The organism is Pseudomonas sp. HUK17 (assembly GCF_001566765.1).
In genome coordinates, this window is sequence record NZ_LSMW01000005.1 from 18,213 (window position 1) to 44,958 (window position 26,746).

Genomic DNA, 26,746 nt, shown 5'->3' on the forward strand with positions numbered 1-26,746 from the left:
CCGGGAGGCAGGAACCTCCCAGTGTAACCTCTTGTTACAGCTGTGTTGCCAGGCTCTAGATCAGGCCGCGGGCACCAGCTCGGTGGCGGCTTCGTTGCGCTTGAGCACCGCGTAGATCACGCCGGTCACCAGACTGCCGGCCGCGATGGCCGCCAGGTACAGCCAGGCATGGCTGATGGCGTTGGGGATCAACAGCACGAAGAGGCCACCGTGGGGCGCCATCAGCTTGCAGTTGAACAGCATCACCAGGGCGCCGGTGAGGGCGCCGCCAATGACGCTGGCCGGGATCACCCGCAGCGGGTCCTTGGCGGCGAAGGGAATCGCGCCCTCGGAGATGAAGCACAGGCCCAGCACCGACGCCGCCTTGCCCGCCTCGCGCTCGCTCTGGGCGAACTTGCGCCGCGCCAGCAGGGTGGCGATGCCCATGCCGATGGGCGGCACCATGCCGGCCGCCATGGTGGCGGCCATGGGTCCGTAGGTCTTGGACGCCAGCAGGCCGACGGTGAAGGCATAGGCCGCCTTGTTGATCGGGCCGCCGAAGTCGATGCACATCATGGCGCCGAGGATCAGGCCGAGCAGCACGGCGTTGCTGGTACCCAGGTTGTTGAGGAAGTCGGTGAGCCGACTCAGGGCGCCGGCCACCGGGGTGCCGACCAGGTAGATCATCACCAGGCCGACGATGAGGCTGGCGAACAGCGGGATGATCAGGATCGGCTTGAGCGCCTCGACGCTGGCCGGCAGCTTCACGTGCTGGGCGATGGCCTTGGCCACGTAGCCCGCCAGGAAGCCGGCGATGATGCCGCCGATGAAGCCACTGCCCAGGCTGGCCGCCAGCCAGCCGCCGATCATGCCGGGAGCGAGGCCTGGCCGGTCGGCGATGGAATAGGCGATATAGCCGGCGAGTACCGGGACCATCAGCTTGAAGGCCGATTCGCCACCGATCTGCATCAGCGCCGCGGCCAGGGTGCCCTGTTCCTTGAAGGCCTCGATGCCGAAGACGAAGGACAGGGCGATCAGCAGACCGCCCGCCACCACCATCGGCAACATGTAGGACACCCCGGTGAGTAGGTGCTTGTAGACGCCCGCGCTTTCCTTCTTTGCGGGTTTGGCGCCCTCGCCCGCCGCTGGCGCAGCACTGCCGGCCAAGGTCTCGCCCTCGGCCAGCGCCTTCTTGATGGTCGCCTCGGGCTGCTTGAGGGCGACCCCGGTACCGCAGCGATAGACGCGCTTGCCGGCGAAACGCTCGACGTTGACCTCGATGTCGGTGGCCAGCAGCACCACGTCGGCCTCGCGAATGGCCTCGGCCGGCAGCGGATTGCGCGCCCCTACCGAGCCCTGGGTTTCCAGGTGCAGGCGATAACCGAGCTTCTTGGCCGCGTTCTGCAGCGCCTCGGCCGCCATGAAGGTGTGAGCGACACCGGTCGGGCAGGCGGTGATGGCCACCAGCCGTGGCGTCTCGCTGGCACTGGCCGGTACGCTCGGCGCAGCGCCGCTGGCCGCCGGGGCCTGTTCCAGCACCTTGGCCTCGCTGGCGGCGCGCTGCAGGAAGGCATCGACGTCGCGCAGGGCTTCGGCCGGCGCGGCGCGGTAGACACGCTTGCCGACGAAGCGGGACAGGTCGACCGCTCCGGTATGGACCACCACCACCAGTTCGGCGCGCGCCACCTGATCGTCGGTCAGCAGGGTGGCCTCGGGGCCGTCGTGGATCTCGACGCTGGTGGTCCAGCCGCGGCGCTGGGCGGCGGCGTCCAGCAGGCGCGCGCTGAGCACGCTGGTGACCATGCCGGTCGGGCAGGTCGTGACGATGGCGATGTTCATGGGGTTACCCCTGATTCTTGTTCTAGCGGAAAGTCGGGAAGGACGCGTACCCGCACCTGGTCTTCGAGGGTGCCGAGTTGTGCGGAATCGTTGATGCCGAAGCCGATCTGGGTGACCGCCAGGGCCGCGATGGCGGTGGCCGTGGTCAGGGTGCGCTCCGGCGACTGGCCGGTGAGCAGGCCGTGCAGCATGCCGGCCAGCAGGGAATCCCCCGCCCCGACGGTGCTGGCCACCGTGACCTTGGGCGGCTGCGCCTCCAGGGTCTGGGCGCCATACCAGCGCACGCCATCGGCGCCCTGGGAGATCACCAGGTGCTCGATGCCCAGCGCACGCAGCTGTTCGACCAGCAGCGCCTGCTCGGTGGCGGTCTCGGCGGGTGCACCGCAGGCCTCGGCCAGTTCCTCGGTATTGGGCTTGATCAGCCAGGGACCGGCGGCCAGGGCGGCGCGCAGGGCGGCGCCACTGGTATCCAGCGCCACCGGCAGGCCCAGCGACTTGAGGCGCCCGACCAGGGCGGCCAGCCACTCGGGGGTCACCCCGCGCGGCAGGCTGCCGGCCACCACCACGGCATCGTGGCCAGGGGCCAGGCGATCGAGGGTTTCGAGCAATTCCTGCTGGGCGGCGGCGGACACCTCCGGGCCAGGCCCGTTGATATCGGTGATGCGGCCAGCGGCTTCGGCCAGCTTGAGGTTGCTGCGGGTCTCACCGGGCACCCGCACGAAGGCGTCGGTGAAACCGCGACGGGCGAACAGGGCCTCGAAGGCGGCCGCATTGTCGGCACCGAGAAAGCCGCTCACCGTCAGGTGGTGGCCGAGATCGGCCAGCACCTGGGCGACGTTGATGCCCTTGCCGGCGGCATGGACGATCACCGCCTCGCTGCGATTCACCGCGCCGGGTTTGAGCTCCGGCAACTGGACGGTGAGGTCCAGCGCCGGGTTGAGGGTCAGGGTGAGGATACGGCTCATCGCAGGGCCTCCACGCTCTGCCGCACTTCGGCAGCGGTACCCAGCTCCAGGGCGCGCGCGGCGCAGGACTGCACCCGACGCAGCTCCAGTTCGCGGACCCGGGCCTTGACCAGGGGCACGCTGCGGGCCGAGACCGACAGCTCGTCCACACCCAGGCCGACCAGCACCGGCACCGCCAGGGGATCGGCGGCCAGCTCGCCGCAGACGCCGACCCACTTGCCGTGGGCATGGGCGGCGCGCACCGTCATGTCGATCAGGCGCAGCACGCTGGGGTGCAGGCCGTCGGCCTCACCGGACAGCAGCGGATGGCCGCGGTCGATGGCCAGGGTGTATTGCGTCAGGTCGTTGGTGCCGACGCTGAAGAAGTCCACTTCCGGGGCCAGCACCGGCGCCAGCAGCGCGGCCGAGGGCACCTCGATCATGATGCCGACCTGCAGGTCGGTGGTGGGGATCTCCAGGCGCAGGCGGTCGAGGATGTCACGCGCCTGACGCCACTCCTCGACCCGGCCGATCATGGGGAACATGATCCGCAGCGGCCGGCCATCGGCGGCCTTGAGCAGAGCGCGCAGCTGGGTTTCCAGCAGTTCCGGGCGGCGCAGGGTCAGGCGGATGCCACGGATGCCGAGGAAGGGATTCTCTTCCGGCGGCAGCGGCAGATAGGGCAGCGGCTTGTCGCCACCGACGTCCAGGGTGCGCACCACCAGCGGCTTGCCGGCCAGGCCATCGAGGGCGCGGCGGTATTCCGCTTCCTGGACGGCCTCGTCGGGCGCGCTGTCGTGGCTCATGAACACCAGTTCGGTCCGCAGCAGGCCGACGGCTTCGGCGCCCTGCTCGACCGCGGCGGCGGCCTGGGCGGTGTCGCCCAGGTTCACGGCGATCTCGACGTGGTGGCCGTCACGGGTGGTGGCGCTTTCGAAACGGCGCGCTTCGGCGGCGCGGCGGCGTTCGGCCTGGACCTCCCGCTCACGCTGCACGGCGTCGATACGGCTGGCATCCGGAGCGATTTCCAGGGTGCCCTTGTCGCCATCCAGCAGCAATACGCTGCGTGGCGCCAGATCCAGCACGCGGCGACCGGCACCGACGATGGCCGGAATGCCCAGGGCGCGGGCGACGATGGCGCTGTGGGAGCTGGCACCGCCACGGGCGGTGAGGATGCCACAGACGCGCTCGCGATCCAGTCGGGCCACATCGCCCGGACCGACCTCGTCCATCACCAGCACATAGGGTTCTTCAGGCTCGCGGGCGGATTCGACGCCGCACAGCTGGGCCAGTACCCGGCGACCAACGTCGCGCAAATCGGCGGCGCGTTCGGCGAGCAGCTTGTCGTGCAGGGCTTCCTGCTGGCTGGCCGCCTCCTCGATCTGGGCGTCCCAGGCCGCGGCGGCGCTGGCGTTGGCCTTGAGCCGGGCGGCGATGCCCTGCTGCAGATCCGGATCTTCCAGCATCTCCAGGTGGGTCAGGAAGATCTCGCGCAGGGCACTGGCCTCGCTGCGCGCGATGAGCGCCTCGATGTCGGCGCGTACCGCAGCCAGGGCCGCATCCAGCCGCTGGCGTTCGGCGGCAGCGCCTGCGCCGGTGGCCGGATAGTCGAAGTGCTGGGGCGCCACCACATGGGCCGGGCCCACGGCCAGGCCGGGGGCGGCGGCCACGGCCTGAGCGCGATCGCCCGGGGCCAGCGGCAGTTGTTCGGACGGGTCCACCAGGCTGATGGCGGTGACCCGGGCGGCACCGGCGGGGGCCGGGGCACTGGCGGTGACCGGTTCCACCTCTTCACCGAGACCGGCCTGCACGGCGCCGATCAGATCGTTCAGCGCGGCCGCGGCCGGGGTACCGGGTTCGACGAGGAATTCCAGGGTCTGGCCACGCCGGGCACCCAGCGCCAGCAGCCGCGACAGACTCTTGGCCGAGACCGGGGCGCCGCCATCGACGCGCACGCGGATCTCGCCGTCATAGGCCTTGGCCAGCCGCGCCAGCTCCTTGGCCGGACGGGCGTGCAGGCCATGGGCATTGGCCAGCACCACCTGGGCGCTGGGCCAGTCGGGGGCGACTTCGCCGCCCAGGGCTTCGAGCACGGCGCGGCGGGAGGTGGCCTGGGCCAACTCCTGGCCACGACCGGCGACGAGCAGATCGCAGAGGCGTTCGAGCAGGGCGCGATGGCCCTCGCCCAGGCTGGCCAGGCAGAACAGGCCACGCACCGGCTGCTCCTGCAGCTGCAAGGCCTGCAGCGGGGTGACGAAGGCCAGGCCGGGGCGCTTCACCGCGGTCTCGCTGTTCAGCCACCAGAGGCCGTCGCCCAGCGGCAGCGGCTGGCTGGTTTGCAGGGCACCGGCGAAGCCGGCACCCACGCACTCCATGTGCTTGAGCATCCGGGCGCCCTGCCAGGCCAGGTCTTCCAGGTCCTCGGCATCGATGGCCAGTTGCACCAGTTCTTCGTCCAGTGCCAGCGCCTGGGGCGCGCCCTGCAGCAGGTCGAGGATCTGCTGGGGTTCACGGGCCTCGCGCAGGGCCTGCTGCAGATCGCTCTCGCCCAGGGCGCGGGTCAGCAGCTGCAGGATGCGCAGGTGTTCGTCGGATTTGGCGGCGATGGCGATGGCCAGGTAGGTCAGTTGACCATCACCCCAGTCTACTCCGTGCGGGAATTGCATCATCCGCACGCCGGTGACATGCACCTGGTCGCGGGTCTGCGGCGTACCATGGGGAATGGCGATACCCTGGCCGAGGTAGGTGGAGCCCTGGGCCTCGCGGGCCTTGAGCCCTTCGAGATAACCCGGGGCGACCAGGCCATCGGTCACCAGGGACTCGGCGAGCATGGCCAGGGCGGTCGCCTTGTCCGGCGCCTGCTGGGCCATGCGGATATGCTGGGCATTGAGTTCGAACATGGAAGGATACCTCCGGCGCCGCGCGCCTGATCCTGGCGCCGTGCCTTTCTTGTAATAGATGCTTGCCGGCTCGCTCAGCCCTGCAATCGCGCCCGGAGAGGCGTGGCAGGGCCCTTGGCAGATTCGTGCCAGCCCTCGGACAACAGAAAGCTGAAACGTTTCACCCAATGGGACTGGAACGTTACTCGATAATCGCCGATCCTTGAAGCACAACACACAATAAAGACCGTCTCGTTCATGGCGTACAGCACAGGCGATTCAGGTCCGATGAGGAACAGGCGTGAAACTCAGCGACATCGCCCAATTGGCCGGCGTATCCCTTACCACCGCCAGCTATGTCATCAATGGCAAGGCGGCGCAAAGGCGCATCAGCGCCGCGACCGTGGCGCGGGTCATGGCCGTGGTGGAGGCCCACGGCTATCAGCCTGATCAGCGCGCCGCCGGCCTGCGCCGCGGGGCGACCCACACCCTGGGCTTTCTGCTGCCCGACCTGGAAAACCCCAGCTATGCACGCCTCGCCAAGCAGCTGGAACGACGGGCACGGGCCCGCGGCTACCAGTTGCTGATCGCCTGCACCGACGACAATCCCGACAGCGAGCGCCAGCTCATCGCGCTGTTTCGTGCCCGCCGCTGCGACGGCCTGTTCACCGCCAGTAGCCTGGCCGAGGACGACGCGCCCTACCGGCAACTGCAGGAACACAACATCCCGATCATCGCCATCGACCGCCAACTCGATCCCGCGCAGTTCTGCTCGGTGGTCAGCGACGACCACACCGCCGGGCGGCAGCTGGCCGCCACCCTGCTGACCCCGGATACCCATAGCATCGCCCTGATCGGGGCGCGTCCGGACCTGGTCATCAGCCGCGAGCGCGCCGCCGGCTTCGCTGCCGCCCTCGCCGATCACCCAGCGCGCCATTGGGAGCGTCATGCCCCTCACTACAGCCGCGACGGCGGCCGCACCCAGGCGCTGGCCATGATCGAAGAACTCGGCCACTGGCCCGAGGCCCTGCTGACCACCTCCTACGTCCTGCTGCAGGGTGTGCTGGACGTGCTGCGCGATCATCCGCTGGCCGCGGGTGACACCCTGCGCCTGGCCACCTTTGGCGACACCCAGTTGCTCGACTACCTGCCGTTCAAGGTCAACGCCATTTCCCAGCAGCACGAGGTCATCACCGAGCGCGCCCTGGAACTGATGCTGGACGCCCTGGAAAACGACCACTACCTGCCCGGTGTCCAAGCCATCCCGAGGGTCCTCAAACGCCGCCTGTCATGAGCCTGCTGATCGACACCCACAATCACCTGGACTATCCGGGCTTCGACGCCGAACGGGCGGCGCTGCTGGCCGACTGCGCGCGACTCGGCGTGGTGCGCCAGGTACTGATCGGTGTCGAGCGCAGCCAGTGGCCGCAACTCTGGAGGGTTGCAACAGCCCATGACGGCCTCTATGCGGCTCCGGGCCTGCATCCGCTATACCTGCAGCGCCACCAGGAGGCCGATATCGAGGCGCTCAGGGCCTTCTGCCTGGAACGTCGAACCGATCCCCGGCTCTGCGCCCTGGGCGAGATCGGGCTGGACTATTTCATCGAGACGCCCGACAAGGCGCGCCAGGCCTGGTTCTTCGAACAGCAGGTGCGCCTGGCCATGGAGCTGGAGTTGCCGGTGCTGCTGCACGTGCGCCGCGCCCATGCCGATGTGGTCAAGATCCTGAAACGCCTCAAGCCACCCCGGGCCGGCATCGCCCACGCCTTTTCCGGCAGCTTCGAGGAAGCCCGCGAGTATCTGCGTCTGGGCTTCAAGATAGGTCTGGGCGGCGCGCCCACCTGGCCCCAGGCCAGGCGCCTGCAGCGCGTGCTGCCGCAACTGCCCCTGGATGACATCGTGCTGGAGACCGACGCCCCGGACATGCCACCCGCTATGCACCCGGACGTGCGTAACAGCCCCACCCATCTGCCGGCCATCTGCGCGGCTCTGGCGCCGCTGTGGCAGGTCTCGCCTGAGACGCTGGCAGCGACCACCACGCGCAATGCCTGCGCGGTGTTCGGCTGGGAAGCGGATCGCCTGCGCTAGGCCTCGTGGCCCTGCAGCTCGGCATGTAGACGCGGCCAGTCGAACGCCGAGCCCGGATCGGTCTTGCGTCCGGGGGCGATGTCACTGTGGCCCTGGATACGTTCGGCAGTGATCGCCGGATAGGCGCGTTGCAACGCCCGCGTCAGCCGTCCCAGGGCGCGGTACTGGGCGTCGGTGTAGGCCAGGTCGTCCGTACCTTCCAGCTCGATGCCCAGGGCGAAGTCGTTGCAGTTCTCGCGCCCCTCGAAGGAGGAGACGCCGGCATGCCAGGCGCGTTGCTCACAGGACACGAACTGGGTGACCACCCCGTCGCGTTCGATGAGAAAGTGCGCCGCCACCTTCAGTTCGGCGATCTCCGCAAAGAAGGGATGGGCCGAATGATCCAGGCAGTTCTGGAAGAAGGCCTGGACGCAGCCGGTGCCAAATTGCCCGGGCGGCAAGCTGATGTTGTGGATCACCAGCAGGGACACCTCTGTCCCTGCCGGGCGTTCGTTGTGGTTGGGCGAAGGACAGAGCCGCGCCTCGCGATACCAGCCATCGACGAACACCCCGTCCATCAACGGGCCTTGGCCTTGAGCGCGTCGCGCAGGGCATTGGCGTCGCTGAATTCGCGCTGGCTGACAAAGCGGCCATGGTCGAGGGTCACCCAGAGCACCTTGCTGGCATCGCCAGGAAAGCGCGGCACGATGCGCGATTCGCGATCGAGCAGTACCCGATAGCCGTACTTGCGCATGGCCGGCACGGCGAACATCCGGGTAATGGCCGCCGGCATGCTGCTGATGTCGGCGACATAGACCACCCGGGTGCCGTCGATATAGTTCGCCGGCTGCTCGCGCATGGCTTCCTTGACCAGCCCCGAGCCAGTCATGCTGCGCGCCACCAGCAACACCTGCAGCTGGTCGTCGAAGGTATAGGGCCGATCACGCTGATCTAGCAGGGTGAAGGGCGCCACCCGCTCACCCGGTTCGAGCGCCAGGGCGGACAGCGGCAGCAACAGACACGACAGCAACAACGCCAGAACTCTTGCGCGCATGGCATCCTCTCTTGAGCGATCTATCAGGGCCGCTATCCTGCCCTACCGCTCAGGCTGGCACCACCCATCGCATCGAGGAGCCCCATGATTCCGCTCAAAGAACTGCTCGCCCAGGTTCCCCAGTCCGGCGAGGTGCGCTGGATCGGTGTGCGACCCGCCTCGCGCGCGCCCATGGTCGAGATCGAGGCCGTGGAGGCGCGCCGGGATGCGGGTCTTACCGGCGATCATGCCCGCCCTACCCCACGCAACCAGCGCCAGGTCACCCTCATTCAATGGGAGCATCTGCCAGTGGTCGCGGCCCTGATCGGCACGCCCGTGGCGCCGGCCGATCTCAGACGCAACCTGGCCATCGCCGGAATCAATCTCTTCAGCCTGAAGAATCGCCGCTTCCGCATCGGCCAGGCGGTGCTGGAAACCACCGGCTGGTGCCAGCCCTGCGCGCGCCTGGAAGAACGCCTGGGCGCAGGTACCTTCCAGGCCATGCGGGGTCATGGCGGACTCACCGCCCGGGTGCTGGAGAGCGGCATCATCCGCCTGGGTGATCGAGTACAGGTGTTGGATTGACCCCAGTTTCCCTAGGGTCGAATGGCCGGGCCAGCCCGGTTAAACTAGCGCGACCTCTCGTCGCCGCGTACGTCCTTGCCAGAGCAGATGCAGGCTGCCTCCCTTGAAAGTGATGACTTTTCGCCCATCTTCTCTGCTAGATGACTCGATTCTCGCGCGCTCCGACGACCCCAGATTCCACCGGCCCGGGACTGCGCCCGCTTGCGGCGACGCGCCCGGTCCGGCCAAGGCTTTTCTTCTCTAAGAGTGCTCTCCATGACCCATCGCATCGTTATCGTCGGCGGCGGCGCCGGCGGCCTGGAACTGGCTACCCGCCTGGGCCGTAGCCTGGGCAAGCGCGACCAGGCGCAGATCGTGCTGATCGACGCCAATGCCACCCACCTGTGGAAACCCCTGCTGCACGAGGTGGCCGCCGGCTCCCTCAACTCCACCGAGGACGAGCTGAGCTATGTCGCCCAGGCCAAGTGGAACCATTTCGACTTCCAGCTCGGACGCATGACCGGCCTGGATCGCGAGCGCCGCAAGGTGCAGCTGGCCGCGATCGAGGACGATGGCGCCATCCTGGTTCCGGAGCGGGAGATCGGCTATGACTCCCTGGTGCTGGCCATCGGCAGCACCACCAACGATTTCGGCACCCCGGGCGCCGCGGAAAATTGCATCTTCCTCGATACCCGTGCCCAGGCCGAACGCTTCCACCGCAAGCTGCTGACCCACTATCTGCGTGCCCACGTCAGCGAGCAGCCGGGTGAGTACATCGAGGTAGCCATCGTCGGTGCCGGCGCTACCGGCGTGGAACTGGCGGCCGAGCTGCGCAACGCCGCCGAAGAGCTGCAGGCCTATGGCATGGATCGCATCCGCCCCGAAGACCTGCGTATCACCCTGGTCGAGGCTGGTCCGCGCATCCTGCCGGCGCTGCCCGAACGCATCGCCGGCCAGGCGCACCGTACCTTGGAAGAACTCGGCGTGCGGGTGCTGACCGGCTCGGCGGTGAAGGAAGTCCGCGCCGACGGCCTGCAGACCGCGGGCGAATTCGTCCCGGCCAGTCTCAAGGTCTGGGCTGCCGGTATCCGCGCTCCGGCCTTTCTCAAGGACTTGGCGGGGCTGGAAACCAACCGCATCAACCAGCTGGTGGTCAACTCGACGCTGCAGACTACCCGCGACCCGAATGTTTTCGCGCTCGGCGACTGCGCGGCCTGCCCGCTGACCCCCGGCGACACCCGTACCGTACCGCCCCGGGCGCAGTCCGCTCACCAGCAGGCCTCGTTGCTGGTCAAGACCTTCAAGGCCCGCCTGGAAGGCAAGCCGCTGCCCGACTACGTCTACAAGGACTATGGCTCGTTGATCTCGCTGTCGCGCTTCAGCGCGGTCGGCAATCTCATGGGCGGCGCCCTGGGTAGCCTGACCCTGGAAGGCTGGCTGGCGCGGACCTTCTACGTCTCGCTCTACCGCATGCACCAGGTCGCCCTCTATGGCCCGCTGCGTGCCCTGGCGCTGTTTGCCGGCGACCACCTGAGACGCAAGACCGAGCCACGCCTGAAGCTGCACTAGGCCCTTGGCTCACGCACAAAAAAGCCGTCCCTTGGGACGGCTTTTTACTGTCGCAGCGACCTCAGGAAGGCGACTGCCCCCGCAGGCTGCCGATCACCGAGGTCATGGCCCGGTCGAACAGCAGGGCATCGTCCAGCAGCCGTACCCGGCCTTCCTGGTAATCCAGCGCCAGTTCCTCACGGGTGCGGTCCAGCACCTTCATGCCGGTGCGATTGACGAACACCAGGCGGCCCATGGGGCGAATGACCGCGGCCAGCTTGCAGCGCAGCTTCTGCTCGACATCGAGGATTTCGAGCCAGGCGCCCACCGACAGGCTATCCACCCACTCCAGGGAGTCACCGGTCAATCCGGTGATCCGCTCCGCGCGAGGCAGCTCGAAGGGCTCAGCGGCAGGCGCCGGTACGGGCACTGCGACCGCGGCCTCCACCGCCGCCACTTCTGCCAACTCGGGACGAGTCTGCTGGAAGGTCTGGACGTGCAGGGATTCGAGTTCAGTGAAGAATTCGGAGGTGGAGAACGGATCGAAGGCCGCGCTGGCCAGGCCTTCCCGCAGTGCCTTGAGCAGCCCAGGCACCATCTCCAGCAAACGCTGGCGCGACGCTACGTCGTGGTGGGGCTGGATGCTCCAGATCAGATCGTCCATGGTCTTGAGCGCCGCCCGCCATTCGCTGGAGTCGTAACCCTGCTTCAGGCAGGTCAGCAACAGCACCTGACTCCAGGCTTCGCGCAGGACGCGTTGCACGGCGGCCGGCAGCTGATGTTCCTGCAGGCGCTGGCTCAGGACGTGCTCGACCTGCAGGCGTGCGATCTCGGCCCGTGCCCGGCCCTCCTCGGCATCGCGGGTACGCTGTTCGAGCAATTCGCTGCGACGCTGCTCGTCACTGACATAGGCCATGAAGTCGGCCAACAGCTCAGCGAAGATCTCCGGATCGTCGACGAAGTCGGACAGCAGGCGCTGCACGATCTGCTCGATTTTCTGATAGAGACCGTCGCGCTGTAGATCGCTCTGCTCGCCCCAGCCCAGGGAAGCGGCGGCGATCTCGTTGAGCAGTCGCCGAGCCGGATGGCTGCCGCGACTGAAAAAGGTCTTGTCGAGGACCGCCACCTTGAGCATGGGAATCTGCAACCGGGCGATCAGCGCCTTGAGCGAATCCGGCAGGGTGAGGTCGTCGAGAATGAATTCGAACAGCATCGCCACCAGATTGATGACGTCTTCGTCGACCTGCCCCACCACGCGCTTTCGACCCGAGCGCTCGCTGATGCGGCCCAGGGCCACGCCCAGTTGCGCCTTGAGGTCATAGCCATCCAGGGACTGGCTGGAAATTTGCTGCTGCAGGTGAGAGAGCAGGCGCATGAGGTCGTAGCTGGTGATGACCTGGCCATCGCCGGTGGCGGCACCGTCATCGGCCGCCATGCCGCCACCCAGGGTGGCGCTGCCCGGGGTGCGCAGCTGGGCCAGCAGGCCCTGCAGGGTGCCAAAGAGCTCCTGGCCATCGTCTTCGCCGTTGACGTGGGCCGGGGTGCGCCCGCTATAGCCCTTGGCCGAGCGATTCGGTACCTGCTGGGGAATGGCCTTGAGCTGGGGCAATACCCCGGCATCGACCAATTGCCGATTGGATTCCGCGTACAGCTGACCGAGGCCGTTGAGCACGAAGCGCTCGAACAGCTTGTAGATGATCAGCTTGACCTTGATGTCGGTGTCGAGATCGCGGCAAGCCTCGACGAAGGCCTCGCACAGCCGGCGTGGCCCCAGGGGATGGGTCGAATCATCCAGCTTGCTGGCCAGCTGGGTGTTGAATCTGATGGTCAGGTGGCTGATGGCCATGGCGTTATTGCTGAGCGCCTTGGCCACCATGGTGTCCACGGCGACGCTCTCTTCCAGGGCATCGTTCTGCACCAGACTCAGGTCTTCGTAGGAGACGCTGTCCAGACGCATTTCCGGCTTGCTGCCGACCAGATTGTTCAGGGCGGCGAAGCGCTCGAAATACTGCTGGAGAAAGCTGCGCTCGATGCTCTTGCGTCTGAGGCGCAGATCGCGCATCGCTTCGAAGTAGAGACTTTGCTCCTGGTTGCTGCCGGCCCGATCGGCCATTTCAAACAGCGCATCGTCGGCGTTGTCGAACAGCTGCTGCAAGGAGGCATTGAGTCGCTGAGCGGCGCGATCCCTGACCGGTAAAAGCACAGCAGGCAATCGGGAAGAAGATTCCCCGAGCGCCTTGAAATGAACCACATTTACGTCGTTCTGCACCACCGCCTCCCACAACCGTTCTTGCGTTCGGCTGAATCGCGTTCCACTACAGGAGCATTGAACAACGTTGGCCGCCCTGGCCGCGAGGTGAAACGTTGTCGATGTGCCATTATTTGCTCTGCTAAGGCATCGACCAATCGGCATCTGCACAGTACATGACAGGGTTCACAAGGCACCTGTCGGTCAGCGCCTGCCCATCAAATAATTCAACGTTGTCTATCTCAGATCGTCAACCTCACCTAAAGTTGCCCGCTCGCCTCCTGCAGCCCCTTTTCGGAGTCTTTTCATGTCCAGCGCTACCCTTGCCGATCTCGCCCAGGTCATCACCGATAACGTCGCCGCCGCGCTGCGCGAAGACGTCGGCAGTGGCGACCTTACGGCGGGCTTGATTCCCGCTCACCAACAGGCACGCGCGCGGATCATCACCCGTGAAGCCGCAGTGGTGGCGGGTACGGCCTGGGTCGACGAGGTGTTCCGGGTGCTGGATCCCGCGGTCGAGGTCCGCTGGCAGGTGGCGGACGGCGAACGGGTCGCGCCCGACCAGGTGCTGTTTGAACTCCAGGGCCCAGCCCGTGCCTTGCTCACCGGCGAGCGCAGCGCGCTCAATTTCCTGCAGCTGCTGTCCGGCACCGCCACCCGCTGCCGCCACTATGCCGACCTGGTGCAGGACACCGCCGTACGGCTGCTGGACACTCGCAAGACCCTGCCCGGCCTGCGCCGCGCCCAGAAATACGCGGTCACCTGCGGCGGTTGCTACAACCACCGCATCGGCCTGTTCGACGCCTTCCTGATCAAGGAAAACCACATCGCCGCCTGTGGCGGCATCGCCCAGGCCGTGGCCACCGCCCGGCACTTGGCGCCAGGGCGCCCGGTGGAGGTCGAGGTGGAAAGTCTGCAGGAGCTGGAACAGGCCCTGACCGCAGGCGCGGACATCGTCATGCTGGACGAGCTGAGCCTGGCCGACATGCGCACGGCGGTCGCCCTGACCGCTGGCCAAGCCAAGCTGGAAGCCTCGGGCGGCGTCAACCAGGACACCCTGCTCGGCATCGCCCAGACCGGCGTCGACTACATCTCCATCGGCACCCTGACCAAGGACGTCAAGGCCATCGATCTGTCCATGCGCATCCTGGATTGAGTGGGATAGGCAAAGGGCGTCGCGACGGCTAGACTCCGCAGCCGCGCTTCCTGCGCACCGGCTTCGAGCGGTCCTGACGACCGCTCGCCTCTCGCGACACTCGAACAAGATCGAACCCGTGACCAAAGATCAACTTCGCGCTGAACTGGAACGCCAGGCCCAGCGCTATCAGGATGTCTACGGTGGCGAAATCGTCACCTACGCCGCGCAACCCAAGCCCGACCGCAAACCCTGGAAGAAACGGCCGACCGTGCAGGACGAGGTGTTCGCCTCGGAAGTGCGCAAGATCGCCGATCTCAAGGCCAAGACCAGCGCCGAAGCCGCCGCTCAGGACAGCTGAGTCGCGTCCGTATCCCCACTGTCCGTGGCGTTTATCGCGCTGTCCTCGGTGTCTTGTGGTGCCTGCAGTTGCCGCCATAGGGCCGCGGCGGCACTGAAATCGGCGCCGCCCTCCTCCGCCATGGCCTGCAGGTCATAGCGGGCGAGGCAGCCCTCGCCCAGCCGTGGCGGCGCCGCTGCGGTACCCGGCTCCGCAGGACGCTCGCTGTCAGTCGAAGATGACGGTCTTGTTGCCATGGACCATGACCCGCTCTTGCAGGTGGTACCTCAGGCCGCGGGACAGCACCATCTTCTCGACGTCCTTGCCCAGGCGCACCATGTCCTCGACGTTGTCCCGGTGGCTGACGCGTTCCACGTCCTGCTCGATGATCGGCCCGGCATCCAACTCTTCGGTCACGTAGTGACAGGTGGCGCCGATCAGCTTGACGCCGCGCTGCGCCGCCTGGTGATAGGGCTTGGCACCAACGAAGGACGGCAGGAAGCTGTGATGGATGTTGATCACCTGGTGGGCATAGCGTGCGCAGAGATCCGGCGGCAGGATCTGCATGTAGCGCGCCAGCACCACGGTATCCGCCTGATGCAGCTCGATCAGCCGCGACACCTCGTCGAAGGCCGGCTGCTTGTCGGCGGGATCGACCGGCACGTGGAAGAAGGGAATGCCGTGCCATTCGACCATGCTGCGCAGGGTGTCGTGGTTGGAGATGACGCAGGGAATCTCGCAATCCAGCTCACCGCTGTGCCAGCGGTGCAGCAGGTCGGCCAGGCAGTGGGATTCGCGACTGGCCATGAGCACCACGCGCTTGCGCTGGGCCGAATCGGTGATTCGCCATTGCATGGAGAATTCCCGCGCAATGGGCGCGAAGGCCTGACTGAAGCCGGCCAGATCGAAGGGCAGTGAATCGGCGCGGATCTCATGGCGCATGAAGAACCAGCCACTCTCCGTATCCGAATGGTGACTCGCTTCGGTAATCCAGCCGTTATAGGTCGCCAGGAAGTTGCTGACCTTGGCCACGATACCTACCCCGTCCGGACAGGCGATCACCAGACGAAACGTTTGCATAGCACAACCTCGAACGAAAAGGGGCTGCATTCTAGGCGTACTCGCGGGCAGCGTCGAGCGGCGCAAGGGACTGCCGCACATGGCTGTACGGCGACGGTAAAGACTTTGCAAAGGACAAGTAATGGCGGACAAGTTCCACTGTCATCTGGTCGAAAGTTGCCCGTCTCCTGGTAATTCCCTTGTTGTGACGACCGCCGCCTTAATTATCGACTTGCCACTCGGACCGTTTACTTATTCCGATAGTCAATCTATGATCGATCCAGACTTTCATCTCTGCATCACTCAGAACAAAGGCCGTTTTATGTCGCTCATCAACGAATATCGTCAGACCGAAGAAGCTATCAAGGAACTGCAGGAGCGCCTGAAGTCGCTGCAAGAGGACGACAAACTGCAGCGCGAACTGGAATTCGAAAAGAAACTGCGCGCGCTGATGGGTGAATATCAGAAATCCCTGCGTGACATCATCGGCATTCTTGATACCGAAGCCAAGCCCGCACGCCAGGCGCGCGCTGCTAAGTCCAGCAGCGGCAATACTCCCAAGCGTGCTCGTAAAGTGAAGCAATACAAGAATCCGCATAATGGCGAAGTGATCGAAACCAAGGGTGGCAATCACAAGACTCTGAAAGAGTGGAAAGCCAAGTGGGGTTCGGACGACGTCGAATCCTGGGCAACCCTGCTGGATTGATCAGAAGAAACGCCGGCTAGCCGGCGTTTTTTTCGCCTGCGTGGTGCGCGGTTAGCTTGGGCTCCGCCGCTTTAAACCCTGGCGCCGTCTCTGCAGTCTTCACCGTCCCTTCGCGTTGGCAGCCCCTCGAATCACCTTGATCCTGATCACGGCCCTCTCCTGGCCTGCGCTGCCGCAATAAAGAGCCGGCTGGATTCTGTCCTCGACGTGGTGGTCCAGACTCTTTTTCTGTTAACAAAGGTCTCTGATCGACGCCTGTTATCGCGACTTTATGTCACATCGATAACGGGGTTATCCAACTGTTGCATCACGCCCCTGACATGGGCTGACCAGGCCTCGAGAATCGGCACCAGATCAGCAGCGACCTCAAACCGCAGTTGTTCGGTCAAGGTGAGGAACTGCTTGCAGGTCATATGGCCTTGGCCGTCTTCACCCAGTAGTCGCTGCCGACAGAATTGCCGCCAACGGGCACCCTCTTCCGCCGTCAGCAACTCGGAAAAGTTGCGCGCTCGATAACGAAAGAACAGCTCGGGATGCCGCTCGTCCTGGAACGCCCACGTTCGACTGCCAAGTTGCTCCGCCGGACACTGCTGAACTTGCTCGCAGAGTTGCCGTTCCTGGGCAGAGATGAAGCCGTCGTACAGTCTCAATTCGGCATCCTGTTCTTGCGCTGTAAAGCCGGACGCCTCGGCATAGAGTGCCTGCACCTTGGGTTGCCAGTGCGCACGCTGGTCGAGCAGTTGCCGGACGCACCGCCAGACGACTGCCAGATCGAACTGCAGGCGCTCCGTATCCACCGGGCGCAGCACGCTGAAGGGCGCCAGAATCGGACACTTGTTGATCTGTACCAGCTTGAGCGGTACCGGTAGTTCACCCTCGGCCAGCGCCTCCCGCCGGGTATAGAGGCGTTCGCGCAGGGCCTCGACGTCCAGTTCCAGCAACGGCTCCGGCGCCAGACCAAGATCACAGACGATCAGCGCATTGCGATTGACCGGATGCCAGGCCAACGGCAGGACGGGGGCGAGAAAGTGCCGCTCGGCGCTGAAGCGCCCAGAGACATGCAACAGGGGTTCGAGCAGACGAATACGCGTCAGCGCTGCCTTTTTCTGACGCTGCGTCCAGAGATAGTCGTAGAGCTTGGGCTGCCGCTGCTTGACCAGGCGCGCCAGGGCCAGGGTCGCGCGGACGTCCGCCAGGGCGTCATGGGCCTGGGCATGGTCAATGCCATTGGCGACGGTCAGGCGGTCCAGACGCAGGGAAACGCGCTGCTCCTCCTGCGGCCAGCTCAGGCTCTCCGGGCGAAAGGCATAGAGCGCCCGGATCAGACCGAGTACATCCCAGCGACTGTTGCCCTGCTGCCATTCGCGGGCATAGGGATCATGAAAGTTGCGGTACAGGCTGTGCCGCACCATTTCGTCGTCGAATCTCAGGTTGTTGTAGCCGACCGTGCAGGTGTTGGGACGCCGCAGCTCCTCGTGCAGGCGCTGGACGAAGTCGCGCTCGCGCAGCCCCAGCCGCTGCAGGGTAGCCGGCAGGATCCCGGTGACCAGGCAGGCCGCCGGATGGGGCAGGACATCCTCGCTCAACCGGCAATGCAGATTGAGCGGCGCCTCGATTTCGTTGAGGTCCAGATCGGTACGCACCCCGGCCACCTGCAGCGGTCGATCCCGCCGTGGATCGATCCCCGTGGTCTCGAAGTCGTACCAGAAGATACTTTGCGTCACACCGCCCTCCCCTAGAATCGGCGCAGTCTAGCATCGTCGTGCGCCTTGCTCCCGAGCGCCCCCACCCGCTAGGCTTTGGCGTCTGTCTACCCGCGTATCCTCTCTTCCCATGCGTTCAGTCGATCGGCTCTCCGCTCGCTCCAGGTGCCGAGGTATCGCCGCACGCCTGGGTGCCGCCGTCTGGGCGCTGACCCTGTCGCTGGCCTGCCTGGCCCAACAGGAGCCGCTGTCCTGCCCCCTGCCGCCGCAGGCCGACAGCGGCCCGGCCAGCCTGCGCCTGACCCATCAGGGACTCGACAGCCACACCGCCCGCCAGCTCGCCACCCAGCTCGCCAGCAGCAGCAACGCCGATCCCCAGGCCCTGGCGGTCGCCTACCTGCAGCACTTCGGCAGCCGGGTGCAACGCGGCCAATCCGAGCAACTCGACGAACTACCCGCCGCAGGCGTCAGATTCTGGCTGGCCGGCAACCCACCGCTGGCGGATTCCCAGGCCCAGGCGTTGCTGGACTGGGTCGAAGCGGGCGGCCATCTGGTGGCCGTCGCCGATGACAGCACCCTGGCGCTCAGCGCGACCCTGGGCGTGCGTCCCATGCCGACCCGCGAGCTGGGCGGCGCCGCCCCGCCGATCATGGCGCTGCCACTCTGGCCCAATCTGACCCAGCTCTATCTCGCCGAGGACGATGCCCCCGCCTATCTCGGCTTCGACGACAGTCGCCACCTGTTCGATGTCGGCGATCAGGCGCTGGCCTGGGCCAGCAGCACCAGCGCCACCCATATGCTGATGCTGCCCTGGGGCGATGGCAGCGTGACCCTCCTGTCGGACACCGACCTCTGGAGCAACGCCCGCCTCGGCCAGTACGACAATGCCTGGCTGCTGTGGTATCTGACCCAAGGCGCGCCGGTGACCCTGATCGCGCCCGCGCCGCCGATCCCGCTGTGGCTAGCGGCCTTGCAACGCTATGGCCTGGCGCTTCTGCTGGTGACGCTGGCGACGGGACTCTGGCTGAGACGCCGGCAACGGGATCCGGCACCTCGTCGCGACCCCGAGCGCTGGCCCGAATTGATCGCCATTCTGCAGCGCGACATCCAGCGCGAGCTGCAGCGCCGCCGTCCCGAACTCGCCGACCAGGGCGTGGCCGAGCGCTGGCAGCATCTTGCGCGGCTGAGCGGCCTGAGTACCCGCGCAGTGGGCGAGGCGATGCGCCCCAGCCCGACGCGCCTTTCCGCTCGTGACTTCACCCGTCGCATCGCCCAGCTGCGCCTGTTGCGCCTGGCCCTGCGCCCCCCGTTCCCGAGGACTTCCGATGACCGACAGCTACCCTCCTGACGCCGCTCAAGCGGACCCTGGCGAAACCGGCGTCAAGGCCCGCGCCCTGACCCGGCTGCAGGCCCTGCGGCAGGCGCTGCTCAAGGTGCTGCCGCAGCAGGACGCCGCCGTGGAAGGCCTGCTCGCCACCCTGCTGGCGGGCGGTCATCTGCTGCTGGAAGGGCCGACCGGCGCGGGCAAGACGCTGCTGGCCCGCGCCCTGGCCGCCAGCCTGGACGCCGGCTTCGCCCGACTGCGCTGCCATCCGGCGCTGACGCCTGGCGAGGTGGCGGGCGAAATCGTCATGGACGCCGGCAGCGACAGCGCCCGCCTGCGCCGGGGCCCGCTGTTCAATTCCCTGGTGCTGCTCGAAGACCTGCACCGGGCTCCGCCACCGGTCCTCAATCTGCTGGACGACGCCCTGCAAGGTCGCCAGCTGAGCCTGGAAGGCCGCCAGGTACCGCTGCCCGCGCCCTTCATGGTGATCGCCACCCGCAGCCCCGGCAGCGACCTGCCCCTGGCGCTGCGGGATCGCTTCCTGGTGCAACTGCGGCTCGAGTGGCCGGCGGAAGGCCAGGAACTCGCCGCCCTGCGCCAGGCCGTGCAACAGGGTCACACCGATCCCCTGGAAGCGGCAGCCCTGCGCCCGCTGCTGCAGGAGCGCGATCTGCCAGCCCTGCAGCGGCTGGTGGCAGGGATCCCGGCGGCGGAGCCGATCCTCGACCATGCCGTGCGCTTGATCCGTCTCACCCGGGAGTGGCCGGCGTTCGAGCAGGGCGCCGGGCCGCGCGCCGCCCAGGCCTTGCTACGGCTTGCCCAGGCTCAGGCCTTCCTGCGCGGGGGCGACAGTGTGACGCCCGAGGATGTGCGCTCCCTGCTGCCCGCCGTGTTACGTCCGCGCCTGCGGCTGACGCCGGAGCGCGAATTCGAAGGCGACAGCCTGGACGGCCAGATCCTCAAGCTGCTGGGACAGTGTCCGGCACCGCGCCCATGATCCGGCGCCGCCTGCCGCTGGCGCTGGTCGCCCTGGCGCTGCTGAGCCTGATCTTAGGAGGATTGGCGCCCCTGCGCTGGCAAGGGTTGCCCGCGACCGGCGCCCTGCTGCTCCTGGGGCTGGCCGTCCTCGAATGGCTGAACGCCCGCCGGATGGGGACCAGGGGGCATCCGTCTCCTCTCACGCCGGCACCCCGGGCACGCCTGCGGGCGGACACCACCCTGCACCTGCTGATCGCCGACATGGCTACGCCAGGACAAGGAAAAGCCGGCCGGCCCGAAGACCACCACCAGGCGCTGAGCTTCTGGCGGGCCCTGGCAGCCAGTGGCAATGAGGTGCGGCTCTATGGCCTCGATTCCGAACTGCGCCTGCTGGCGGCCGCCACGCCTAATCGCCCCTTTACGCCAGCTGCCCTACCGGAGCTGACTGCAGATGCGACGGCCGACCTCAAGGCGGCGCTGACACGGCTCTGCCGACAGGCGCAGCCCGGCAGTGTCCTGGTGATCATGGCACCGCTCGATGACAGCCTGGTGGCTTGGCTCGCGCGGCTGGAGCTGGCCCGGCGCGGCCTGCAGCTCTGGCTGGTCGACACCGCGCTACGGCAGATGGCAGAGCCTGGCGACATCCGCACTTGGCGCGATGCCCGACGCTATGCCGCAGCCTGGCAGACCAGCATTGAAAGCGAGCGAATGGCCGCGCGTCTGGAGCGACGAGGAATTTGCCGGCTGCCCCTCAGCGAAACAGCGGATCTACCCGTTCGCCTGCTGCACCTGTGGAACGCCGGCGAGCGGAATCAGATCGCCGACTGAGAAAGGCGGCCGAAGGTGAAATAGTGCTGCAGTACGCCGATCAACTCGGCGAATTCGGCTGGCGGTTCGGCGACGCTGAAACCCGAGTCATAGTTGCCCGGCGTCACGTCTTCATGACTCCATTGGCAACAGGCGTCGAAGTCGACGAAGTGCAGCTGGCCGTCCTGCCCCGGAATCTTCAGGCGGAGCTCGAAGCGCGCATTCACCAGCATGGGCAACTGGCTGATCATCAGCAGTCCCTCGCGGGAAATGTTGCCGATGTAGCCCATGGGCTTGTCGGTGAAGCGGTTGAACACCTTCAGATAGTAGGGCAGCTGGTGGCGCTCGATACGACGATTCTGAGTCATGGTGCGATTCATCCTGCACACGGTAAAGCCACGTTACCGACAACGTCCTGGAAAGCTCAGCGCTGCGGTAGTTTTCGCACCGGCTGGGGCGTCGCAACGGCCGTTCCGCCATCTAGCCCCAATTGGCGCAGGGTGTCCAGTCGGGCCTGGGCCCGATAGGCGTATTCGCTGGCCGGAAAACGGACCTGGATGAAACGATAGGTCTGGGCCGCGTCGGCGTACAGTTGCTGCTGCTCCAGGCACTGGCCGCGCAGCATGGAAAATTCCGGTTGCAGCCAGGGCCGTGCCCGGCCTTTGCGCTCAGCCTGGGAGATCTGCAGCAGAGCATTGGTGCAGTCGCCTTCGCTGTAGGATTTATAGGCGGCATCCAGATAGGAATTCATCGAAACGCTGGTGCAGCCGCTGAGGCCGAACAGCAGGAACAGGCAGAGATAAGGGCGCATGAAAAGTCCTCCTGTTCGCTAGATCGGCGCCGGGGCCCGCTTCTTGAGGGCAAACGACCATTGGTGTGACAGAGCTGCGAAAAGCCGTCATGTGCTGGCCACGCGACAGCGCTACAATGAGGTGCGCTCCGTGTTCTACGTCGACTCGGCGCCGAGCACCTGTTCACGCTCTCGCGAGCTAGAGACAAACAAGGCATTTTCAACGCCGTTTGGCCGACGCGCAGCAGATCCTGAACAGGTTCCGAGGCGTCGACTCATGATTGCAATCCGCTAAAGGAAAGACTGCATGATTTATCGCCGTACCAAGATCGTCGCCACCCTGGGCCCGGCCAGCAATTCTCCGGAAGTCCTCGAGCAGCTCATCATCGCCGGCATCGACGTCGCCCGCCTGAACTTCTCGCATGGCACGCCCGACGAGCACCGGGCTCGTGGTCAGCTGGTACGGGATCTCGCCGCCAAGCACGGTCGCCATGTCGCCCTGCTCGGCGACCTCCAGGGTCCGAAGATCCGCATCGCCAAGTTCGTCAACAAGCGCATCGAACTCAAGGTCGGCGATCCCTTCCGCCTGTCCATCGCCCATCCCCGCACCGAAGGCACCGAAGAAGTGGTCGGCATCGACTACCCGGGCCTGGTCACCGACTGCCGTGTGGGTGACGAACTGCTGCTGGACGATGGCCGCGTGGTCCTGCGCGTGGAAGGCATGACCGCCACCGAACTGCATTGCACCACCCTGATCGGCGGCCCGCTGTCCGATCACAAGGGCATCAACCGTCGTGGCGGTGGCCTCACCGCCCCGGCGCTGACCGACAAGGACCGCGAAGACATCAAGCTGGCCGCCTCCATGGAGGTCGACTACCTGGCCGTGTCCTTCCCGCGTGATGCCGAAGACATGCACGAAGCCCGACGCCTGATGGAAGCCGCCGGCGGCAAGTCCTGGCTGGTGGCCAAGATTGAGCGCGCCGAAGCCGTGGCCGACGACGAAGCCCTGGACGGCCTGATCCACGCCAGCGATGCCGTGATGGTGGCCCGGGGCGATCTGGGCGTGGAAATCGGTGATGCCGAGCTGGTGGGCATCCAGAAGCGCATCATTTCCCACGCCCGTCGCCTCAACAAGGCGGTGATCACCGCGACCCAGATGATGGAGTCGATGATCAGCAGCCCCATGCCGACCCGCGCGGAAGTCTCCGACGTGGCCAACGCCGTGCTGGACAACACCGATGCCGTGATGCTCTCCGCCGAGAGCGCCGCCGGCCAGTACCCGGTGGAAGCGGTCAAGGCCATGGCGCGCGTCTGCGTCGGTGCCGAGAAGCAGCCCACCAGCAAGCTGTCCAGCCACCGCCTGGGCCATACCTTCACCCGGTGGGACGAGAGTATCGCCCTGGCCTCCATCTACGTGGCCAACCACTTCCCGGGTGTGAAGGCCATCATCAGCCTGACCGACACCGGCTACACCCCGCTGATCATGTCGCGCCTGCGCTCCTCGGTGCCGATCTTCTCCTTCGCCTCGAGCCGCGCCACCCAGGCCCGCACCGCGCTGTTCCGCAACGTGCACACCATCCCCTTCGACCCGACCACCATGCCGGCGAACAAGGTGAGCCAGGCGGCGGTGGACGAGCTGCTCAAGCGCGGCATCGTCGAGCACGGTGACTGGGTCATCCTGACCAAGGGCGACAGCTACACCAAGCGTGACGGCACCAACACCATGAAGATGTACCGCGTGGGCGACCTGCTGGTCTGATCCCTGCCGCCGGTCCTTGACCGGCGCTGACGAAAAAGCCCCGAACAGGCGACTGCTCGGGGCTTTTTCTTGGACCAGACAAGACCTGGCTGGCCTAGAAACCGCCCAGGGCGAGGTACGCCAGGTGCAAGGCGGCCGCGCCGAGCACGCCAAGGCTGCAAGCGATCAGGATGCCACGCTGCAACGAGCGCAGGCGCCCTTCCCGTCGGGCCTCCAGGCGGCTGGCCTTGATCAGGGCTACGCTGGCTAACGGTTGTTCACGCATCGTCTCGTTCCTCACCCTGTTAAATGCACTATATTCTCATTCTCACATAGATCAAGGGAGTCCGACGAGCGTCCGGCCGACTGTGGCAGAATAGCCGGTTTGGTGCGAACAGCCTGGGTGAACGATGGCGTTACGTTTCGAACGGCTCAAGTGGCAGGACTGGAAAGGCGCCTTCACGGAGCGCAACTACGAGCGTGGTCGGCGACTGGCGCTCGACGGCCTGGTGCAGCTGCGCTCGGCCGCCAAGGGCCAGCTCTATGCCGAGTGCCACAGCCCGGCCGGGCCGGCCTATCGGCAGGCGATCAGCCTGCGCGCGGGCGAGACCGCCTGGCGGGTCGACGCCCGCTGCACCTGTCCGGTCGGCCGCAACTGCAAGCATGCCGCCGCCGCCCTCATCGAGCTCGAACGGCTGCAACGCAGTGAGGCCGAATTGCCGGCCACGCCGGTCGCCAATCCGGAGCTGCCGCAACCGGTGCTAACCCTCGGCAGCCATACCCAGATCGATTACGACCGCCATATCGGCAAGATGAGGCCCACGGTGCGCCATCGCGCCGCCCTGGCCTTCGCCTATGGCCCACGGCGGCTGTTCGGCGCCCTGCCCCGCACCCCCGATGCCAGCTATCCCACTCGCCAGCTGCAGGCCGAACAACGCTGGCGGCAGACGCTGCTCGATCACGGGCTGCGCCTGGCGACCCGGCGCAGCGCTGCGCTGCCCGAGGACAGGGGCGAGATGTTCGAACTGCCGGACGACCCCGCCTGGCTCAGATTCGTGCAGCAGGTCATCCCCGGCCTGCGCGAAGCCGGCTGGCAGATCGAAGCCCAGCCCGAATTCACCTTCGACCTGACGCCGGTGGCAGGCTGGTACGGCCACCTCGAAGAGGTGCAGGGCCACACCGCCGCCGATGCTCAGTTCGATGTCGAGCTGGGCATCCGCCTGGGCCAGCGCCGCGTCAGTCTGATTCCGCTGCTGATCGACGCCATCCGCCGCGAACCCTCGCAGTACGAACCGGCGATGCTGGCCAAACGCGCCGACGACGAACCCGTGCTGCTGCGCATCGATCCTCCGCGGGTTACCGGCCAGCAGGGCCGGGTGCAACGGGTCGCCGTGCCCCTGGGGCGACTCAAGCCGATCCTGCAGATCCTCGGTGAACTCTATGCCACCGACCGTCTCAGCCAGGACCGTGCCTTGCGCCTGCCGCGCCTGGACGCCGCGCGTCTGGCCGAACTGGACGAGCGCCTGCCGCTGGAATGGGAAGGCGGCGAACGCCTGAGAAGCTTCGCCGAGCGCCTGCGCAGCTATGCCGCCGAGCCAGTGGTCCTGCCGGACACCCTGCATGCCGAATTGCGCCCCTATCAGCGCGAAGGCGTGGCCTGGCTGCAGGCCCTGCGCGAACTGGACGTCGGCGGCATCCTCGCCGACGACATGGGCCTGGGCAAGACGCTGCAGACCCTGGCGCACATTCTCGTCGAACAGGCCGCCGGCCGCCTGACCGCGCCGGCGCTGATCGTCATGCCGACCAGTCTGATCCCCAACTGGCAGGACGAGATCGCCCGTTTCGCCCCTGGTCTGCGCGTGCTGACCCTGCAGGGCAGCGCCCGCAGCAGTCGCTTCGAGCGCATTCCCGAGCACGACGTGGTGCTCACCACCTATGCGCTGCTGCCCCGTGATGCCGAGCGCCTGGCCAGCTACGACTTCCATCTGCAGGTGCTGGACGAAGCCCAGTCGATCAAGAACGCCGCCACCAAGGCCGCCCAGGCCGCACGCCACCTGCGCGCCCGCCATCGCCTCTGCCTGACCGGCACACCGCTGGAAAACCACCTGGGCGAACTCTGGTCGCAATTCCACTTCCTGATGCCTGGCTGGCTGGGGGACGAGAAGGGCTTCAAGCAGGCCTATCGCATCCCGGTAGAGCGCGAAGGCGATGTGCAGCGCCTGGCGGCGCTCAAGGCACGGGTGCGGCCCTTCATGCTGCGCCGTACCAAACAGCGGGTCGCCAGCGAGTTGCCGCCCAAGACCGAGATCATCCAGTTGGTGGAACTCAGCACGGCGCAACGCGAGCGCTACGAGGACCTGCGGCTGCTGCTGGACGAACGCGTCCGCGCCGAGATCGCCCGCCAGGGCATCGGCCGCAGCCAACTGCTGATCCTCGATGCCCTGCTACGGCTGCGTCAGGTCTGCTGCGATCTGCGCCTGGTGCCCAACGAAGACGACAGCGTGGCCAAGCCCTCGGCGAAACTGGCGGCGCTGAACGAACGACTCGACGCCCTGCTGCCCGGCGGCAGCCGGGTCCTGGTGTTCTCCCAGTTCACCAGCATGCTCGATCTCATCGCCGCCGACCTCGATCAGCGCGGCATCGAGTACGTCACCCTGACCGGCGAGACGCGGGATCGGCGCACCCCGGTGCAACGCTTCCAGAATGGCGAGGTACCGGTGTTCCTGCTCAGCCTCAAGGCCGGCGGCAGCGGTCTCAACCTGACCGCGGCGGATACCGTGATCCACTTCGATCCCTGGTGGAATCCGGCCGCCGAGCAGCAGGCCAGCGACCGCGCCTACCGTATCGGCCAGGACCGGCCGGTGTTCGTCTACAAGCTGATCGCCCGCGGCACCCTGGAAGAACGCATTCAGCAGCTGCAACAGGAAAAGGCGCGCCTGAGCGCGGGCATCCTCAGCGAGAACAGCGGCGACTGGCGTCTGACCGAAAGTGACCTGGCCCAGCTGCTGGCGCCACTGGATCGCTAGGCCCCGACCGGCTGGTCATCCTGACGGCGCGGCACCTGG

At 66.6% G+C, this 26,746-nt stretch carries 24 protein-coding genes; 12 read left to right on the top strand and 12 right to left on the bottom strand.

From position 1 onward, the window contains the following. Window positions 1-60: 60 nt before the first annotated feature. Genes AX284_RS02175 through ptsP form a run of 3 tightly spaced genes read right to left on the bottom strand, consistent with a single transcriptional unit; the run spans window position 61 to window position 5,662 of the window. Entirely contained in the window at window positions 61-1,818 is a 1,758-nt protein-coding gene (locus AX284_RS02175; protein WP_068383354.1) for a PTS fructose-like transporter subunit IIB, read from the bottom strand. Next, window positions 1,815-2,783, bottom strand: a complete 969-nt coding sequence (pfkB, locus tag AX284_RS02180) for a 1-phosphofructokinase (RefSeq protein WP_068383356.1) — start codon at window positions 2,781-2,783, stop codon at window positions 1,815-1,817. Before pfkB ends, AX284_RS02175 begins: the two co-directional genes overlap by 4 nt. Continuing rightward, window positions 2,780-5,662: a phosphoenolpyruvate--protein phosphotransferase gene (gene ptsP / locus AX284_RS02185; protein ID WP_068383359.1), complete on the bottom strand. Its 2,883-nt coding sequence runs from the start codon at window positions 5,660-5,662 to the stop codon at window positions 2,780-2,782. The genes pfkB and ptsP overlap by 4 nt, the downstream gene beginning before the upstream one ends. 280 nt (window positions 5,663-5,942) lie before the next feature. Between ptsP and cra the strand changes: the two genes are divergently transcribed. Together cra and AX284_RS02195 are read left to right on the top strand one after the other, a co-directional pair. Continuing rightward, window positions 5,943-6,935: a catabolite repressor/activator gene (gene cra / locus AX284_RS02190; RefSeq protein ID WP_064307921.1), complete on the top strand. Its 993-nt coding sequence runs from the start codon at window positions 5,943-5,945 to the stop codon at window positions 6,933-6,935. Continuing rightward, window positions 6,932-7,729, top strand: a complete 798-nt coding sequence (locus AX284_RS02195; RefSeq protein ID WP_068383361.1) for a TatD family hydrolase — start codon at window positions 6,932-6,934, stop codon at window positions 7,727-7,729. Before cra ends, AX284_RS02195 begins: the two co-directional genes overlap by 4 nt. Here the strand turns inward: AX284_RS02195 and ampD are convergent. Then, window positions 7,726-8,286: a 1,6-anhydro-N-acetylmuramyl-L-alanine amidase AmpD gene (ampD, locus tag AX284_RS02200; RefSeq protein WP_153015303.1), complete on the bottom strand. Its 561-nt coding sequence runs from the start codon at window positions 8,284-8,286 to the stop codon at window positions 7,726-7,728. The two genes, AX284_RS02195 and ampD, sit on opposite strands and share 4 nt — an antisense overlap. Beyond that, window positions 8,286-8,762, bottom strand: coding sequence for an FAD/FMN-containing dehydrogenase (locus tag AX284_RS02205; RefSeq protein WP_068383363.1), 477 nt, complete (start codon window positions 8,760-8,762; stop codon window positions 8,286-8,288). Before AX284_RS02205 ends, ampD begins: the two co-directional genes overlap by 1 nt. Window positions 8,763-8,846: 84 nt before the next feature. On the opposite strand from AX284_RS02205, the gene AX284_RS02210 reads away from it, so the two are divergent. Further along, window positions 8,847-9,326, top strand: coding sequence for an MOSC domain-containing protein (locus AX284_RS02210; RefSeq protein ID WP_068383365.1), 480 nt, complete (start codon window positions 8,847-8,849; stop codon window positions 9,324-9,326). Between the two features lie 255 nt (window positions 9,327-9,581). Next, a complete protein-coding gene (locus AX284_RS02215) occupies window positions 9,582-10,874 on the top strand; it encodes an NAD(P)/FAD-dependent oxidoreductase (protein ID WP_068383367.1) in 1,293 nt (430 codons plus the stop codon). A gap of 61 nt (window positions 10,875-10,935) precedes the next feature. On the opposite strand, the gene AX284_RS02220 is transcribed toward AX284_RS02215, so the two are convergent. Beyond that, a complete protein-coding gene (locus tag AX284_RS02220) occupies window positions 10,936-13,122 on the bottom strand; it encodes a DUF1631 domain-containing protein (protein ID WP_068383673.1) in 2,187 nt (728 codons plus the stop codon). A 286-nt stretch (window positions 13,123-13,408) separates the two neighbouring features. Between AX284_RS02220 and nadC the strand changes: the two genes are divergently transcribed. Then, window positions 13,409-14,257 (top strand): carboxylating nicotinate-nucleotide diphosphorylase, encoded by an 849-nt coding sequence (gene nadC / locus AX284_RS02225; protein ID WP_064307917.1) that lies wholly within the window; start codon window positions 13,409-13,411, stop codon window positions 14,255-14,257. Window positions 14,258-14,375: 118 nt separating this feature from the next. Further along, the gene (locus AX284_RS02230; RefSeq protein WP_017640681.1) at window positions 14,376-14,597 is read left to right on the top strand and encodes a hypothetical protein; all 222 of its coding nucleotides are present in this window, start codon (window positions 14,376-14,378) and stop codon (window positions 14,595-14,597) included. Here the strand turns inward: AX284_RS02230 and AX284_RS12035 are convergent. Then, window positions 14,585-14,833 (bottom strand): hypothetical protein, encoded by a 249-nt coding sequence (locus AX284_RS12035; RefSeq protein ID WP_082731494.1) that lies wholly within the window; start codon window positions 14,831-14,833, stop codon window positions 14,585-14,587. The genes AX284_RS02230 and AX284_RS12035 overlap by 13 nt on opposite strands. Further along, window positions 14,805-15,656, bottom strand: coding sequence for a formyltetrahydrofolate deformylase (gene purU, locus AX284_RS02235; RefSeq protein ID WP_017640683.1), 852 nt, complete (start codon window positions 15,654-15,656; stop codon window positions 14,805-14,807). The genes AX284_RS12035 and purU overlap by 29 nt, the downstream gene beginning before the upstream one ends. A gap of 301 nt (window positions 15,657-15,957) precedes the next feature. Between purU and mvaT the strand changes: the two genes are divergently transcribed. Further along, entirely contained in the window at window positions 15,958-16,341 is a 384-nt protein-coding gene (gene mvaT, locus AX284_RS02240) for a histone-like nucleoid-structuring protein MvaT (RefSeq protein ID WP_064307916.1), read from the top strand. Window positions 16,342-16,610: 269 nt separating this feature from the next. On the opposite strand, the gene sbcB is transcribed toward mvaT, so the two are convergent. Further along, a complete protein-coding gene (gene sbcB / locus AX284_RS02245; RefSeq protein ID WP_068383369.1) occupies window positions 16,611-18,065 on the bottom strand; it encodes an exodeoxyribonuclease I in 1,455 nt (484 codons plus the stop codon). 109 nt (window positions 18,066-18,174) lie between these two features. Here sbcB and AX284_RS02250 point away from each other — a divergent pair, with 109 nt between their 5' ends. The 3 genes from AX284_RS02250 to AX284_RS02260 are packed head-to-tail and all read left to right on the top strand — an operon-like array spanning window position 18,175 to window position 21,174. Continuing rightward, on the top strand, window positions 18,175-19,392 hold the full coding sequence (locus AX284_RS02250) for a DUF4350 domain-containing protein (RefSeq protein ID WP_068383371.1): 1,218 nt from the start codon (window positions 18,175-18,177) through the stop codon (window positions 19,390-19,392). Then, on the top strand, window positions 19,370-20,365 hold the full coding sequence (locus AX284_RS02255) for an AAA family ATPase (RefSeq protein WP_068383373.1): 996 nt from the start codon (window positions 19,370-19,372) through the stop codon (window positions 20,363-20,365). Before AX284_RS02250 ends, AX284_RS02255 begins: the two co-directional genes overlap by 23 nt. After that, the gene (locus AX284_RS02260) at window positions 20,362-21,174 is read left to right on the top strand and encodes a hypothetical protein (RefSeq protein WP_064307936.1); all 813 of its coding nucleotides are present in this window, start codon (window positions 20,362-20,364) and stop codon (window positions 21,172-21,174) included. Before AX284_RS02255 ends, AX284_RS02260 begins: the two co-directional genes overlap by 4 nt. On the opposite strand, the gene AX284_RS02265 is transcribed toward AX284_RS02260, so the two are convergent. Both AX284_RS02265 and AX284_RS02270 read right to left on the bottom strand, forming a co-directional pair. After that, entirely contained in the window at window positions 21,159-21,521 is a 363-nt protein-coding gene (locus AX284_RS02265; RefSeq protein WP_068383675.1) for a PilZ domain-containing protein, read from the bottom strand. The two genes, AX284_RS02260 and AX284_RS02265, sit on opposite strands and share 16 nt — an antisense overlap. Before the next feature lie 56 nt (window positions 21,522-21,577). Then, window positions 21,578-21,964, bottom strand: coding sequence for a tetratricopeptide repeat protein (locus AX284_RS02270; protein ID WP_017640690.1), 387 nt, complete (start codon window positions 21,962-21,964; stop codon window positions 21,578-21,580). A gap of 286 nt (window positions 21,965-22,250) precedes the next feature. On the opposite strand from AX284_RS02270, the gene pyk reads away from it, so the two are divergent. Further along, entirely contained in the window at window positions 22,251-23,702 is a 1,452-nt protein-coding gene (gene pyk / locus AX284_RS02275) for a pyruvate kinase (RefSeq protein WP_007162037.1), read from the top strand. A gap of 94 nt (window positions 23,703-23,796) precedes the next feature. Here the strand turns inward: pyk and AX284_RS11925 are convergent, their stop codons facing one another. Continuing rightward, window positions 23,797-23,967 carry a hypothetical protein gene (locus AX284_RS11925; RefSeq protein WP_017640691.1) on the bottom strand — a complete coding sequence of 57 codons (171 nt, stop codon included), beginning with the start codon at window positions 23,965-23,967 and terminating at the stop codon, window positions 23,797-23,799. Window positions 23,968-24,091: 124 nt separating this feature from the next. On the opposite strand from AX284_RS11925, the gene AX284_RS02280 reads away from it, so the two are divergent. Beyond that, the gene (locus AX284_RS02280; RefSeq protein WP_017640692.1) at window positions 24,092-26,707 is read left to right on the top strand and encodes a DEAD/DEAH box helicase; all 2,616 of its coding nucleotides are present in this window, start codon (window positions 24,092-24,094) and stop codon (window positions 26,705-26,707) included. Window positions 26,708-26,746 lie beyond the last annotated feature (39 nt).